At 66.5% G+C, this 13,304-nt stretch carries 19 protein-coding genes; 15 read left to right on the top strand and 4 right to left on the bottom strand.

Features of this window, described 5'->3' with window-relative positions:
* Window positions 1-229 precede the first annotated feature (229 nt).
* The 4 genes from SCNU_RS18985 to SCNU_RS18970 form a co-directional block, all read right to left on the bottom strand.
* On the bottom strand, window positions 230-889 hold the full coding sequence (locus tag SCNU_RS18985) for a vitamin K epoxide reductase family protein (RefSeq protein ID WP_009681039.1): 660 nt from the start codon (window positions 887-889) through the stop codon (window positions 230-232).
* Between the two features lie 6 nt (window positions 890-895).
* The gene (locus SCNU_RS18980) at window positions 896-1,645 is read right to left on the bottom strand and encodes a DsbA family protein (protein ID WP_009681038.1); all 750 of its coding nucleotides are present in this window, start codon (window positions 1,643-1,645) and stop codon (window positions 896-898) included.
* Window positions 1,646-1,765: 120 nt separating this feature from the next.
* Window positions 1,766-2,494: a DsbA family protein gene (locus SCNU_RS18975; protein ID WP_050792875.1), complete on the bottom strand. Its 729-nt coding sequence runs from the start codon at window positions 2,492-2,494 to the stop codon at window positions 1,766-1,768.
* The gene (locus SCNU_RS18970) at window positions 2,487-2,981 is read right to left on the bottom strand and encodes a hotdog fold domain-containing protein (protein ID WP_009681036.1); all 495 of its coding nucleotides are present in this window, start codon (window positions 2,979-2,981) and stop codon (window positions 2,487-2,489) included. The genes SCNU_RS18975 and SCNU_RS18970 overlap by 8 nt, the downstream gene beginning before the upstream one ends.
* Window positions 2,982-3,156: 175 nt before the next feature.
* Between SCNU_RS18970 and SCNU_RS18965 the strand changes: the two genes are divergently transcribed.
* From SCNU_RS18965 to SCNU_RS18895, 15 genes are all read left to right on the top strand, one after another.
* On the top strand, window positions 3,157-4,116 hold the full coding sequence (locus SCNU_RS18965) for a type IV toxin-antitoxin system AbiEi family antitoxin domain-containing protein (protein ID WP_009681035.1): 960 nt from the start codon (window positions 3,157-3,159) through the stop codon (window positions 4,114-4,116).
* 450 nt (window positions 4,117-4,566) lie between these two features.
* The gene (gene rpsJ, locus SCNU_RS18960) at window positions 4,567-4,872 is read left to right on the top strand and encodes a 30S ribosomal protein S10 (RefSeq protein ID WP_003938093.1); all 306 of its coding nucleotides are present in this window, start codon (window positions 4,567-4,569) and stop codon (window positions 4,870-4,872) included.
* 15 nt (window positions 4,873-4,887) lie between these two features.
* Window positions 4,888-5,544: a 50S ribosomal protein L3 gene (rplC, locus tag SCNU_RS18955; protein WP_009681034.1), complete on the top strand. Its 657-nt coding sequence runs from the start codon at window positions 4,888-4,890 to the stop codon at window positions 5,542-5,544.
* Window positions 5,541-6,200 (top strand): 50S ribosomal protein L4, encoded by a 660-nt coding sequence (rplD, locus tag SCNU_RS18950; RefSeq protein ID WP_009681033.1) that lies wholly within the window; start codon window positions 5,541-5,543, stop codon window positions 6,198-6,200. The genes rplC and rplD overlap by 4 nt, the downstream gene beginning before the upstream one ends.
* A gap of 2 nt (window positions 6,201-6,202) precedes the next feature.
* On the top strand, window positions 6,203-6,508 hold the full coding sequence (gene rplW, locus SCNU_RS18945) for a 50S ribosomal protein L23 (RefSeq protein WP_009681032.1): 306 nt from the start codon (window positions 6,203-6,205) through the stop codon (window positions 6,506-6,508).
* Window positions 6,509-6,540: 32 nt separating this feature from the next.
* Entirely contained in the window at window positions 6,541-7,377 is an 837-nt protein-coding gene (gene rplB / locus SCNU_RS18940; RefSeq protein WP_009681031.1) for a 50S ribosomal protein L2, read from the top strand.
* Between the two features lie 17 nt (window positions 7,378-7,394).
* A complete protein-coding gene (gene rpsS / locus SCNU_RS18935) occupies window positions 7,395-7,676 on the top strand; it encodes a 30S ribosomal protein S19 (RefSeq protein WP_009681030.1) in 282 nt (93 codons plus the stop codon).
* Between the two features lie 2 nt (window positions 7,677-7,678).
* On the top strand, window positions 7,679-8,113 hold the full coding sequence (gene rplV, locus SCNU_RS18930; protein ID WP_040518922.1) for a 50S ribosomal protein L22: 435 nt from the start codon (window positions 7,679-7,681) through the stop codon (window positions 8,111-8,113).
* Between the two features lie 3 nt (window positions 8,114-8,116).
* Entirely contained in the window at window positions 8,117-8,920 is an 804-nt protein-coding gene (gene rpsC / locus SCNU_RS18925) for a 30S ribosomal protein S3 (RefSeq protein ID WP_009681028.1), read from the top strand.
* A gap of 4 nt (window positions 8,921-8,924) precedes the next feature.
* On the top strand, window positions 8,925-9,341 hold the full coding sequence (rplP, locus tag SCNU_RS18920) for a 50S ribosomal protein L16 (protein ID WP_009681027.1): 417 nt from the start codon (window positions 8,925-8,927) through the stop codon (window positions 9,339-9,341).
* Entirely contained in the window at window positions 9,341-9,574 is a 234-nt protein-coding gene (rpmC, locus tag SCNU_RS18915) for a 50S ribosomal protein L29 (protein WP_006895641.1), read from the top strand. The genes rplP and rpmC overlap by 1 nt, the downstream gene beginning before the upstream one ends.
* Entirely contained in the window at window positions 9,571-9,852 is a 282-nt protein-coding gene (gene rpsQ, locus SCNU_RS18910) for a 30S ribosomal protein S17 (protein ID WP_009681026.1), read from the top strand. The genes rpmC and rpsQ overlap by 4 nt, the downstream gene beginning before the upstream one ends.
* 218 nt (window positions 9,853-10,070) lie before the next feature.
* Window positions 10,071-11,636 carry an ATP-binding cassette domain-containing protein gene (locus SCNU_RS18905; RefSeq protein WP_009681025.1) on the top strand — a complete coding sequence of 522 codons (1,566 nt, stop codon included), beginning with the start codon at window positions 10,071-10,073 and terminating at the stop codon, window positions 11,634-11,636.
* Window positions 11,617-12,423, top strand: coding sequence for an ABC transporter permease (locus tag SCNU_RS18900; protein ID WP_009681024.1), 807 nt, complete (start codon window positions 11,617-11,619; stop codon window positions 12,421-12,423). Before SCNU_RS18905 ends, SCNU_RS18900 begins: the two co-directional genes overlap by 20 nt.
* On the top strand, window positions 12,420-13,259 hold the full coding sequence (locus SCNU_RS18895; protein ID WP_009681023.1) for an ABC transporter permease: 840 nt from the start codon (window positions 12,420-12,422) through the stop codon (window positions 13,257-13,259). The genes SCNU_RS18900 and SCNU_RS18895 overlap by 4 nt, the downstream gene beginning before the upstream one ends.
* Window positions 13,260-13,304 lie beyond the last annotated feature (45 nt).

Raw genomic sequence — 13,304 nt, 5'->3', positions numbered from 1 at the left:
GAGCGTCGCGGCGTGGGAGACCACGATCGTGATCGACGGTCCGCACGCCGGCCACGTCGCCTGGCGACCCGTCAACGACCGGCCAGAGGGCCGTCGGGACTGGCGAGTCAACCAGATCCACCACGCCGAGCTACTCCCGGGCCGAAGCTCACCTGAACGCCCTGCTCGCCGCCTGACGATGCGATCAGGGGCGGGGCACCGCAGTACCCCGCCCCTGATCAACGCGCTTCTAGAACAGGGTCTTCCAGTAATCCCAGAACTGAACGGTGCCCATGAGGATGACGACCACGTAGTAGACGGGCAGCAGGATCCACAGCCACTCGCGGATGGACCGGCCGAGGCCGCTGTCCGGGAGGGCCCGCGACAGGCTCAGGATCAGAACGATCGGAATGATCGTCCAGACCACCATGCAGTACGGGCACAGGGCGTGGATCCGGTAGATGCTCTGGAAGATCAGGTAGCCGACGAAGATCTGCCCGAGCAGTGCTCCGATCGCCTGACCGACCCAGTACCAGCGGGGCAGTCGGACTCGGCCGATGGAGAGGACGGCGGTCACCAGGATCACCGCGAACGCGGGCAGGCCGAGCAGCGGATTGGGGAAGCCGAAGAACTTGCCCTGGTCGGTCACCATCACCGAGCCGCACGAGATGATCGGATTGATGCTGCACGCCGGGGTGAACGTCGGATCGATCAGCAGCTGAATGCGGTCGAGCGTGAGCGCGATCGCTGCGGCCATCCCGAGGACGCCGCAGACCAGCAGGGTCCAGGACGCCGCTACGGAGATCGGACGTCGCTGGAGCCAGAAGTTGCCGGGCTCGCGGGTGACGGCTTCCTCCGCGACCGCGACGGCCTCGGTGTTCTCGAACTCGGCCGGTGACTCGTCAGCCATGATCGACTACTTCGCCAGCGCCGCGTCGACGGCGGCGGTCAGGCCCTGCGGTCCACCCTGGGGATCGAAGGTCTGGCCGTTGACGCGGACCCACGGGGTTCCCTGGAATTCGGGATTGCCAGTCATGTCGGAGGTCTGCTTGGTGACCCACTGACCGAACTGGTTGTCATTGATGCAGTCGGTGATGCCCTCGGCACCCGCCTGACGGGCCAGCGAGATCAGTTCGCTGTCGGGCAGGCCCGAGCCGCCCTCCTCCGGCTGGTTGGTGAACAGCAGGTTGTGGAACTTCAGCCAGATGCTCCAGTCGCCGTTCTTGGCGGTCGACTCCGCGACGCAGGTCGAGGCGTTCATCGCGCGGCTCGAGTAGTTCGTGGTCGACATCCGGTTGAGGAACGCGATCGGGTGGTAGTCGATGGCCACCTGGGGGTTCTTCTCGAGCTCGGTGATGGTGCTGCCGAAGCTGGCCTCGAACGCCTTGCATGCCGGGCACTGGAAGTCCTCGACGAGGGTCACGACAGCCTTCGGCTCGGTGCCCGCGGGTGCGCTGGTGATGCGGATCGAACCGTCGGGCCTCATGACCGTCGGGGTGGCGGAGCCGCCGGTGGTCGACGCGGAGTCCTTGTTGTGGTTGATCGCCCAGAACGTGACACCGACGGCGATGATGATCAGCACCACTGCCGCGCCGATCTTGTACATGAGGGATCGGCGGCGTTCGGCCTGCCGAGGATCGACGACGGTCCGGCTCTTCTGGGCCACGATTCTCTTCCTCCGCTGATCAGAGAGATCCGGGAGCACCGTGCACCCGGCGTTTACCAGTGCAACCCTACTGGCAGCTTGTTAAGAAACTCATTACAGACGGCTGGAAATGACGTAGGGCTATCCCGGCAATAGTCCCTTCACCTTGTCCAGCAGAGTCGCCGCCGAACGGAGATCGAGTCGTTCGCCGTTCACCAGCAGGGTCGGAGTGCCCTCGAACTCGGGTTCCGACATCGTCGACGAGGTGGTGCCGTGCACGTCCTGGGCGTACTGGCGGGTCGTGATGCACGTGCTGACGTCGCCTGCGCCCGCGGTCTTCGCCATGGCGGCGAGCCGGTCGTCGGACAGGCCGGGACCGCCCTCTGCGGGCTGCGCACGGAACGCGGCGACCTGGAACCTGCGCCAGGTGTCCTGACGGGCGCGGTCGTCCCCGGGACGGTTCCACACGCAGTACGACGCGTTCGCGGCGCGGGAGGAATACTGGTCGTCGCTCATCCGGTCGAGGAACGAGATCACCCGGTAGTCGACCGCTGCACCGGGCAGCGCCGCCAGTTCCGCGAGGGTGTCGCCGTAGGCGGCTTCGAATGCCTTGCAGGCCGGGCACGCCATGTCCTCGACGACCGTCACGACCACTCGCACATCGTCGGACGTCGAGATCCGGAAGGCGCCGTCGGCGGTGATCGGTGCGCCCGACGCACCGGTGGTCGGAGCGGGCTGGGTGGGGATCGGGCCGTCGGAGGACGACGGCGCCACGTCGTCCGCGGCCTTCACCGCCACCCCGTCGACGCCGCAGCCGGCGAGTGCCGTCGTCGCCGCTAGGGCCGCGACGACGGCGCGGAGCCTACGCACTCGGCGTCACCCACGTGGTGATGTCGCAGTGCACGACCTCGGTGCCCGAGGTGTCCAGGATCCGAATGGTCACGACGACCTCGGTGCCCTCGGTGATCGTGGAGAAGTCGACGGCCTCGGCGAACTCCGCGTGCGCCGTGAGCCGCGTCGTCGCCTTTGTGAGGTACTGCGTGTTCATGGCCTTCGGAATCCACCGGTGCGTGGTCGGGACGGTGGCCTCCATGAGCATGCCCATCGCGGTTTCGGCGAGGTTGCACGCGGCGATGGCGTGGAAGGTGCCGATGTGGTTGTGGACTCCCCACCAGTTGGGAGCCGTCACGCGGCAGTAGCCGGGTTCCATCTCCTCGACGAAGGGCAGGATGGTGCCGAAGTAGGGCACCCGGGCGACCATGCCGAGCGAGAACAGGGCGTTGCCGATCCGTCCGCTGGGCAGTCGCTTGCGGAGCGCATACGTCGCACTGTTGGTGTTACTCGAAGTAGCAGTCATGAGTGCCGATGCTATCGGCGCGTCATCACACGCTCAATACCTCGTCACAGCCTGAGCTCGGGGTGCCGACTCGCATTGAGGCTGTGATGGCCACGTTCGGTATTCCTGTGGATAGCGCACTCGTGTCCCAGCCGGCTCGGATCGACGATGGACTGAGGACGACAAGGGGGACGGGATGACGAGTGCGGAGCTGCTGCCGGTCGATGAGCACGGTCTGATCAGGCGGGAGGGTGCTCTCGCGGCGGGCTGGTCGGACGCGATGATTCAATCCGCGATCCGCCGCGGCGAACTGATCCGCATGGCGCAGGGAGTGTATGTCGGTGCGGACCCGGGTTTCGTCACTCGCGAGGGTGCGGACCGCCTCTACCTCATGCGGGGGATCGCGACCGTCACCTGCGTACGCTCGAGCGGCGACGTGGTGCTCAGTCACCAGTCGGCCGCAGCGGTGCACGGGATGCATCTGCTGAAACCCGACCAGCGCCGCGTTCACGTGACGCGGAACGCCAAGAGCGGGGGAGGCGTGCGCGGCGGACGTCATGTCCACGCGTTGCAACTGTCCGACGACGACGTCGTCGAGATCGGCGGTGTGCCGACGACGAGCGCAGCGCGCACAGCTGTCGACGTCGCGATCTCGGACGCGACATTCGCGCAGGCGCTGACCGTGTTCGATGCGGCTCTCGCCCGCGGTGTGCCTCGGACTGAGCTGATAGCGCAGCTCGAACGCAGGCGGTGCCACGGCGTCCGCACTGCGCGACGGGCTCTGGCGTCGGCGACCTCGTTGTCGGAATCGGTGGGCGAGTCGTGGAGTCGCGCGCAGATGATCGAGGCGGGTATCCGGTTGCCGCGGCTCCAGTGCGCCCACGTCGTCGAAGGTCACGAGTATCGCTCCGACTTCGACTGGGACTGCCGCCTCGTGGGCGAGTTCGACGGCCGAGTGAAGTACGGTCGCCTCCGGAGGCCGGGGGAGACCGTCGCCCAGTCCGTGATCAGAGAGAAGGACCGCGAAGACCTGCTGCGGTCCGCGGGCATCATGGTGGTTCGCTGGACGTGGTCGGATCTGGAGAACGGACTGATGGTGCCGCGAGTCGCCAAGTGGCTCGGCAACTTTCATCTCCTGCCCGCTCGGTCGCACTGATCCGGACCGGTCACAGCCTCGATGCGAGTTCGCGCACCGAGCTCAAGGTGTGACGTCGCAATGAGGCTGTGATGACGTCGACGTGCCCAGGATCACGCAGGTCGGGGATTTGAAGTCGCCGCGGGCCTGGTGCATACTATTCAGGTTGCCTCGCGTAAGAGGCGCACATACTTCCAGGACCGCGAAACGCGGAGCTGGGCGTGTAACGCGGAAATCCTCTCGAAGGAGCCGGACCGACACGCCCGACCGCGGGTGCCGGAGGCGAAGCCGACGAGAGTCGGCAGCCGAACGAGAGTTCGGCACCGTACAACGACAGTAGAACAGCGTCGATCCGCCAAATGTCAAGGCGTGGTCATGTGGCATCAGTTGCCGCCCGCGAGTCATTACCGCGGGTGTGAAGTCACGCGGTGTTCTGTTGTCGAGAGATGATCAGACGGAAGAGGACACAGCGTGGCGGGACAGAAGATCCGCATCAGGCTCAAGGCCTACGACCACGAGGCGATCGACGCTTCTGCGCGCAAGATCGTGGAGACCGTGACCCGCACGGGTGCGCGCGTGGTCGGCCCGGTGCCGTTGCCCACCGAAAAGAACGTGTACTGCGTCATCCGTTCGCCGCATAAGTACAAGGACAGCCGCGAACACTTCGAGATGCGCACTCACAAGCGACTCATCGACATCCTCGACCCGACGCCGAAGACGGTCGACGCGCTCATGCGCATCGACCTCCCGGCCAGTGTCGACGTCAACATTCAGTGACGGGGGATTGGATAAATGAGTAATCAGAATGCAACCAAGGGCATCCTGGGCACCAAGCTCGGCATGACCCAGGTTTTCGACGAGAACAACCGGGTCGTTCCGGTGACCGTCATCGCGACCGGCTCCAACGTCGTCACCCAGCTGCGCACCGCAGACCGTGACGGCTACACCGCCATTCAGCTCGCGTACGGCGCCATCGACCCCCGCAAGGTGAACAAGCCGGTCGCCGGCCAGTTCGCCAAGGCCGGCGTCACCCCGCGCCGCCACCTCACCGAGATTCGTATCAACGACATCTCGGAGTTCGAGGTCGGCCAGGAGCTGGGTGCCGACATCTTCGCCGAGGGCGTGAAGGTGGACGTGACCGGTACTTCCAAGGGCAAGGGCTTCGCCGGTGTCATGAAGCGTCACGGCTTCGCCGGTCTGGGTGCCAGCCACGGCGCGCACCGCGTGCACCGCTCGCCGGGTTCCATCGGCGGCTGCGCAACGCCGGGTCGCGTCTTCAAGGGCACCCGCATGGCAGGCCGCATGGGCTCCGACAAGGTGACCACGCAGAACCTGACCGTCCACAAGGTGGACGCCGAAGCCGGTCTGCTGTTGATCAAGGGCGCGATCCCCGGCCGCAAGGGCGGCATCGTGGTGGTCCGCGACGCAGTGAAGGGTGGCGCCAAGTGAGCACCGAAACCGCAACCAAGCTGACGCTCGACGTCCGCAACGCCGACGGCACCAACAACGGAACCGTCGACCTGCCCGCCGAGCTCTTCGACGTGACCGCGAACATCGCGCTCATGCACCAGGTGGTCGTGGCCCAGCAGGCCGCAGGCCGTCAGGGCACGCACTCGACCAAGACCCGTGGCCAGGTGGCCGGCGGCGGCGCCAAGCCGTACCGCCAGAAGGGCACCGGTCGCGCTCGTCAGGGCTCGATCCGCGCACCGCAGTTCACCGGCGGCGGCACCGTTCACGGTCCGCAGCCGCGCGACTACACGCAGAAGGTCAACAAGAAGGTCAAGGCCGCTGCCCTGCGCGGCGCCCTGTCGGACCGTGCTCGCAACGAGCGCATCCACGTGGTGACCGAGCTCGTCGCCGGCCAGACCCCGTCGACCAAGGCCGCTCGCAAGTTCCTGGAGCTGCTGAGCGACCGTCGCAAGTTCCTGGTGGTCGTGTCCCGCGAGGACGTCACCGCATGGAAGGGCGTCGCGAACCTGGGCAACGTCCTGCCGATCGCGCCGGATCAGCTCAACACCTACGACGTCCTCGACTCGGATGAGGTCGTGTTCAGCGTTGAGACCCTGAACGCCTTCATCGAGCAGAACCAGAAGAAGGAGGCCTAGGAATGGCTACGCATGCAGACCCGCGTGACATCATCCTGGCGCCGGTGATCTCGGAGAAGGCTTACGGGCTGATCGAAGACGGTGCGTACACCTTCCTGGTGCACCCGGACTCGAACAAGACTCAGATCAAGATCGCGATCGAGCAGATCTTCGATGTGACGGTCACCAGCGTCAACACCGCCAATCGCCAGGGCAAGCGCAAGCGCACCCGCTCGGGCTTCGGCAAGCGCAAGAACACCAAGCGCGCCATCGTGACGCTGTCCGCTGACAGCAAGCCCATCGAGATCTTCGGGGGCGCGGTCTCCTGACCGCCCGCGAAGAAGAGTAGGGACTAAGACTCATGGCAATTCGTAAGTACAAGCCGACGACCCCGGGTCGTCGCGGATCGAGCGGTGCCGACTTCTCCGAGGTCACCCGTTCGCATCCGGAGAAGTCGCTGGTGCGTCCGCTGCACAGCACCGGTGGTCGTAACGCACACGGTCGCATCACCACCCGTCACAAGGGTGGCGGTCACAAGCGCGCCTACCGTCTGATCGACTTCCGTCGTAACGACAAGGACGGCATCAACGCCAAGGTCGCGCACATCGAGTACGACCCCAACCGCACCGCGCGCATCGCGCTGCTGCACTACGTGGACGGCGAGAAGCGCTACATCCTGGCGCCGAAGAACCTGAAGCAGGGCGACGTCGTCGAGAGCGGCCCGAACGCCGACATCAAGCCGGGCAACAACCTGCCGCTGCGCAACATCCCGACCGGTACCCAGATCCACAACGTGGAGCTGCGTCCGGGCGGCGGCGCCAAGATGGCTCGTTCGGCCGGTGCCTCGATCCAGCTGCTGGGCAAGGAGGGTCCGTACGCGACCCTGCGTATGCCCTCCGGTGAGATCCGTCGCGTCGACGTGCGCTGCCGCGCCACCGTCGGCGAGGTCGGCAACGCCGAGCAGAGCAACATCAACTGGGGCAAGGCCGGCCGTATGCGCTGGAAGGGCAAGCGCCCGACGGTGCGCGGTGTCGTGATGAACCCGGTCGACCACCCGCACGGCGGTGGTGAGGGCAAGACCTCCGGTGGTCGCCACCCGGTCAGCCCGTGGGGCAAGCCCGAGGGCCGCACCCGCAAGAACAAGGCCAGCGACAAGATGATCGTCCGTCGCCGTCGTACCGGCAAGAACAAGCGATAATTAGGAGGAGGTAAAAAATGCCACGCAGCCTCAAGAAGGGCCCGTTCGTCGACGACCACCTCCTGAAGAAGGTGGATGCGCAGAACGAGAAGGGCACGAAGCAGGTCATCAAGACCTGGTCGCGCCGCTCGACCATCACGCCTGACTTCATCGGTCACACCTTTGCGGTCCACGACGGTCGCAAGCACGTGCCCGTGTTCGTGTCCGACTCGATGGTGGGTCACAAGCTGGGCGAGTTCGCTCCCACCCGTACCTTCAAGGGTCACATCAAGGATGACCGGAAAGCGAAGCGCCGGTAACCATGACTACTGAGACTGAAAACGCAGTGCAGAGCGCACGGGCGACCGCGAAGTTCGTTCGTGTCACCCCGATGAAGGCCCGCCGCGTCATCGACCTGGTCCGCGGCAAGAACGTGGACGAGGCCCTCGACATCCTGCGGTTCGCTCCGCAGGCGGCCAGCGAGCCGGTGTACAAGGTGCTCGCCAGCGCTGTCGCCAACGCCGAGAACAACGTGGGGCTGGATCGCCGGACCCTCGTCGTGTCGGAGGCGTTCGCCGATGAGGGCCCGACCCTGAAGCGGTTCCAGCCGCGTGCACAGGGCCGTGCCTTCCGCATCCGCAAGCGCACCAGCCACATCAGCACCCGCAAGCCCCCCAGCCACATCACCGTGGTCGTGTCGGCTGTGGAGAACGGCGGACGTGCTCGTTCGCGCCAGCAGAAGAAGAAGGGAGCCTAGACAGTGGGCCAGAAGATCAACCCGCACGGCTTCCGGCTGGGCATCACGACTGACTGGAACTCGCGTTGGTACGCCGACAAGCAGTACGCGGAGTACGTGAAGGAAGACGTCGCGATCCGCAAGCTGCTGAGCACCGGCCTCGAGCGCGCAGGCATCTCCAAGGTGGAGATCGAGCGCACCCGTGACCGCGTCCGCGTCGACATCCACACCGCTCGTCCGGGCATCGTCATCGGCCGCCGCGGCGCCGAGGCCGATCGCATCCGCGGCGACCTGGAGAAGCTGACCGGCAAGCAGGTCCAGCTGAACATCCTCGAGGTCAAGAACCCCGAGGCCGACGCACAGCTCGTCGCCCAGGGCGTCGCCGAGCAGCTCAGCAACCGCGTGGCGTTCCGTCGCGCGATGCGCAAGGCCATCCAGTCGGCCATGCGTCAGCCGGGCGTCAAGGGCATCCGAGTCCAGTGCTCGGGTCGTCTGGGCGGTGCCGAGATGAGCCGCAAGGAGTTCTACCGCGAGGGTCGCGTCCCGCTGCACACGCTGCGCGCCGACATCGACTACGGGCTCTACGAGGCACGCACCACCTTCGGCCGCATCGGCGTGAAGGTGTGGATCTACAAGGGCGACATCGTCGGCGGCCGTCGTGAGCTGGCCGCTGCCGCGCCCGCCGAGGATCGTCGCGGACCGCGTCGTCCGAGCCGTCCGCGCCGCGATGCGCGTGGTGGCCAGGGCGGCCGCAGCGACGCTGCGCAGGCTCCGGCCGCAGACGCCACCGCGTCGGCTCCGGCGGCTGCAGAGAACCAGGAGGGCTGAGGCCATGTTGATCCCTCGCAGGGTCAAGCACCGCAAGCAGCACCACCCCAGCCTGAAGGGCCGGGCCAAGGGCGGAACCAAGGTCACCTTCGGTGATTACGGTATCCAAGCTCTGGAAGGTGCGTACATCACCAACCGTCAGATCGAGTCTGCTCGTATCGCGATCAACCGCCACATCAAGCGTGGCGGCAAGGTCTGGATCAACATCTTCCCGGACCGTCCGATCACGAAGAAGCCCGCCGAGACCCGCATGGGTTCCGGTAAGGGCTCGCCCGAGTGGTGGGTGGCCCCGGTGAAGCCGGGCCGCGTGCTGTTCGAGATGAGCTACCCCAATGAGGAGACCGCTCGCGAGGCCCTGCGCCGCGCACAGCACAAGCTCCCCATCAAGACCCGAATCGTGACCCGAGAGGAGCAGTTCTGATGGCACTCGGAGTCGCTGCTTCTGAGCTCCGCGAGCTCAGTGATACCGACCTGGTCGCGCGCCTCAAGGAGTCGAAGGAAGAGCTCTTCAACCTTCGCTTCCAGATGGCCACCGGTCAGCTCGACAACAACCGCCGTCTGCGCACCGTGCGCCGTGAGATCGCGCGTGTCTACACCGTCATGCGCGAGCGCGAGCTGGGCCTGGCGTCCGGACCGGAGGGTGAAGACGCATGAGTGAGGACCAGAAGGTGAACACCGAAGATCGGGCCGGCCGCAAGGAGCGGATCGGCTACGTCGTCAGTGACAAGATGCAGAAGACCATCACGGTCGAGCTGGAAGATCGCAAGAGCCACCCGCTCTACGGCAAGATCATCCGCACGACCAGCAAGGTCAAGGCGCACGACGAGGAGCAGATCGCCGGTGTCGGCGACCGCGTCCGGATCATGGAGACCCGACCGCTGTCGGCGACCAAGCGCTGGCGTCTCGTCGAGGTGCTCGAGAAGGCCAAGTAGGCCCGATCGGCGCTTCGCGCACGACGAACAGACTCGAACCGCCCGTCCCGGAATCCGGGGCGGGCGGTTCGTCGTCTGCAGGAACCGACCGTGCGACGAGGCTATTGTGACGAGCGGGAAACGATGTGCCGGAGCCGACCGATAGAGTTAGGGGCTCAGGTTGAATGCCGTATGGCGGATTCCTCTTCGCCACATCTGCCCGCAGACGTTAGGAAGACATGCCGGACGCTGGCCACAGCCGAGACGACGAACCGACACGCGGTCCCGCCGGAGCGTCCGCCCGCGATCCACTGCGCGACACCCTGCCGTGGACCTTCGATGAGGATCCGGTCGCCGAGCAGCTGCGTGCGTGGCGTGTGGAGCTCGGGCCCGAGTCGGGCTCGCAAGCGTCCCGGGCGCCGTCAGACGATCGGGGCGCCGCTCCCGGGGAGTCGTCGCGCGTGGCGACCGACGCCATGGGCCGATCCGGAGTCACGGACGGACCCGGCGCCGAGCCCCTGCATCGACCGGTCGAGCGTCCGAGGGAGCCCGGCCCGCAGCGAGATGTCGACGCGCAGCCGCCGAGTGCACCGTGGCCGCTCAGCGGACTGGTTCGACGGCGGACGGAGCCGGAACTGATCGACGTGCCCGCGCCGCGTCGGACCCGTACTCTGCCGGCCGGTCGGCATGCAGCCTGGGACGTGATCAGTCAGCAGCCGCAGCGGGTGCAGGCGCCTTCGGTGAGCCCCGCGGAGGCGGCGAACGCCTCCGCACGCACGGTGGCATTTCCGGCACTGGACCTGGTGCCGATCAACGACGAGCCCGACGTCGCCGAGTACGCGATCGAAGTCGACGGGCTGCGCAAGGTGTTCAAGGACATGGTCGCCGTCGACGGGGTGTCGTTCAAGGTCCCCAAGGGGAAGATCTTCGCACTGCTCGGCCCGAACGGTGCGGGCAAGACGACCGTGGTCAACATGCTGTGCACGCTGCTCCGGCCGGACGGCGGCAGCGCGAGCGTGAACGGCCACGACGTGGTCGAGGATGCGGCAGGCGTGCGGCGGTCGATCATGCTCACCGGCCAGTTCGCGGCACTCGACGAGTCGCTGACCGGTCGCGAGAACCTGGTGCTCTTCGGGCGACTGCTCGGGCTGGCCAAGAGTGCGGCGAAGATGCGCGCCGAAGAGCTGCTCGAGACTTTCTCGCTGGTCGCTGCGGCGGACAAGAAGGTCGGCCAATACTCCGGCGGCATGCGGCGCCGTATCGACATCGCCTGCGGTCTGGTGACCGAGCCCAAGGTCGTGTTCCTCGACGAGCCGACGACCGGTCTCGACCCGCGCAGTCGGCAGGATGTGTGGAGTCTGGTGGAGAAGCTGCGCGAGGACGGCGTCACCGTGCTGCTGACGACGCAGTACCTGGAAGAGGCGGACATGCTGTCCGATCACATCGTCGTCATCGACCGCGGACGAGTGATCGCCGAGGGCACCTCCGACGAACTCAAGGCCGCGACCGGTGCCGCATACTGCGAGATCACGCCCGCCCATCCGGCCTACCTGCCGCGACTGCGGGGGAAACTCGCCGACATGCTCGGACCGCGCGGCGGCGAGGTGGACGACGACACGGGTGCGATCGCCGTTCCCGCACCGGACGGTCCGGACACCCTGGCCGAGATCATCCGACGAACCGAGGCGGCGCGCATCCCGCTCGCGGACATCGCGCTGCGCCGGCCCTCGCTGGACGAGGTGTTCCTGGCGCTGACCGGCGGCACCGGGCACGACGACGAGCGGGATGCCGATGACGACGACTGAACCCGAATCGCCCGCGTTCAGCCCCCATCCCAATCCTTGGGGGCAGCTGGCGGCGCTGTCCGGCCGTGGACTCACGAAGGTGATCCGCAACGGGGAACTGGTCTTCGCATTCGTCTCGCCTGCGTTCTTGGCGGTCTGCTTCTACCTGCCGTTGAAGAACGTCATGGCGCAGTACCCGGGGATGAACTACGGCCAGTTCCTGATGCCGATCATCGTGCTGCAGTCGGTGGGCTTCGCGGCGTCGTCGGCGGCGATGAAGGCCTCGTTCGACGGCAAGGACGGCATCCACACCCGATTCCGGGTGCTACCGATGCCCGCCTGGGTGCCGATGATCTCGCGGTTGGTGACCAACTCCGCACTGCTGGTGGTCTCGCTGCTGTGCGCACTGGTGGCCTGCCTGATCATCGGATGGCGACCGGAGAACGGTGCACTCGGCGTGGGCCTGGTGTTCATCGTCTCGTTCGTGATCGGCATTCTGCTCGCGCTCGTCGCCGACGGCATCGGCCTCAACTCGGGGAGCCCGCAGGCCACCAGTCAAGCGATGAGCCTGCCGACGCTCATTCTCGGCATGCTGTCGACCGGGTTCATCCCGGAGGAGTCCTTTCCCGACTGGATTCAGCCGTTCGTCCGGAACCAGCCGATCTCCCAGTTCGTCAACGTGATCCGCGGCGCCGACCAGGGCACGCTGACCTGGGACCTCGTGCAGCCCTCGGTGTACTGGTGCATCGGCCTGTTCGCGGTGGCGATGGGACTGCTCGGACTCAACCGACGGAGGACTGGCGCGTGACCGTCGTCGAACCCGGCCGCCGGAACTATGTGTTCCCGCCGTCGGAGAAACTGGCCGAATCGAGCGCCCGCGCGTGGTTCCACCACAGCGTGGTGCTGTCCGGACGGCAGATCCTGGTCTACGTCCGCGATGTCCCGACGCTGCTGCAGACCCTGATCGTGCCCGCACTGTCGATGATCATGTTCAAGGTGGTCCTCGGCGACGCGATCGGCAACGCCACCGGAATGAACAGCGCGTACGGCACGGTTCCCCTGGTGATTCTGGTCGGGGCGATGTTCGGTTCCATCGCCACCGCGACCCGGCTGAACATGGAGCGGACCTCCGGTCTGCTCAGCAGGATCTACGTGCTCCCGATCAACCGGGGTGCGGATCTGACGTCCCGGGTCATCTCGGAGTTGGTCCGGATCTTCGTGACGACGGTGATCCTGCTCGCCGCCGGCCATCTGATCGGTTTCCGCTTCACCCAGGGGGTCGGGCCGGCGCTGGGGCTGATCGGCGTTGCGATGGCCTACGGCGCGGCGTTCGCCGTGTTCACGCTGGCGCTGGCCGTGAACGCCTCGCCCGGTGCCCCGCTCGTCCCGTACCTCGGTCTGCTGTCGAGCCTCTTGATGTTCTTCAACTCCGGCTTCTCGCCCGTCGACATGTATCCGGGATGGCTGCAGCCGATCGTGGCGAACCAGCCGATGACCCCGGCGATCGAAGTGATGCGATCCTTCGCCGCGGGCGGTCCGATCGCGGCGAACCTGACGAAGGTCATCATCTGGGTGGTCGTGCTGTTCGGCGTCTCCGTCTACCCGGCGCTGCGCGGATACCGCAAGGCTGCGGTCGGAGGCTGACCGATCGGTGGCACCACCCGGGCGATTCATCCGATCAGGCCGGAC

Source organism: Gordonia neofelifaecis NRRL B-59395 (genome assembly GCF_000192435.1).
GTDB lineage: Bacteria > Actinomycetota > Actinomycetes > Mycobacteriales > Mycobacteriaceae > Gordonia > Gordonia neofelifaecis.
This window is presented reverse-complemented; position numbering and strand designations above follow the sequence as displayed.

Coding starts and splice junctions, on each gene's coding strand:
- SCNU_RS18985 (WP_009681039.1), bottom strand. CDS start 889: ATGGCTGACGAGTCACCGGCCGAGTTCGAGAACACCGAGGCCGTCGCG.
- SCNU_RS18970 (WP_009681036.1), bottom strand. CDS start 2,981: ATGACTGCTACTTCGAGTAACACCAACAGTGCGACGTATGCGCTCCGC.
- SCNU_RS18965 (WP_009681035.1), top strand. CDS start 3,157: ATGACGAGTGCGGAGCTGCTGCCGGTCGATGAGCACGGTCTGATCAGG.
- rplC (WP_009681034.1), top strand. CDS start 4,888: ATGAGTAATCAGAATGCAACCAAGGGCATCCTGGGCACCAAGCTCGGC.
- rplW (WP_009681032.1), top strand. CDS start 6,203: ATGGCTACGCATGCAGACCCGCGTGACATCATCCTGGCGCCGGTGATC.
- rplB (WP_009681031.1), top strand. CDS start 6,541: ATGGCAATTCGTAAGTACAAGCCGACGACCCCGGGTCGTCGCGGATCG.
- rpsS (WP_009681030.1), top strand. CDS start 7,395: ATGCCACGCAGCCTCAAGAAGGGCCCGTTCGTCGACGACCACCTCCTG.
- rplV (WP_040518922.1), top strand. CDS start 7,679: ATGACTACTGAGACTGAAAACGCAGTGCAGAGCGCACGGGCGACCGCG.
- rplP (WP_009681027.1), top strand. CDS start 8,925: ATGTTGATCCCTCGCAGGGTCAAGCACCGCAAGCAGCACCACCCCAGC.
- rpmC (WP_006895641.1), top strand. CDS start 9,341: ATGGCACTCGGAGTCGCTGCTTCTGAGCTCCGCGAGCTCAGTGATACC.
- rpsQ (WP_009681026.1), top strand. CDS start 9,571: ATGAGTGAGGACCAGAAGGTGAACACCGAAGATCGGGCCGGCCGCAAG.
- SCNU_RS18905 (WP_009681025.1), top strand. CDS start 10,071: ATGCCGGACGCTGGCCACAGCCGAGACGACGAACCGACACGCGGTCCC.
- SCNU_RS18900 (WP_009681024.1), top strand. CDS start 11,617: ATGCCGATGACGACGACTGAACCCGAATCGCCCGCGTTCAGCCCCCAT.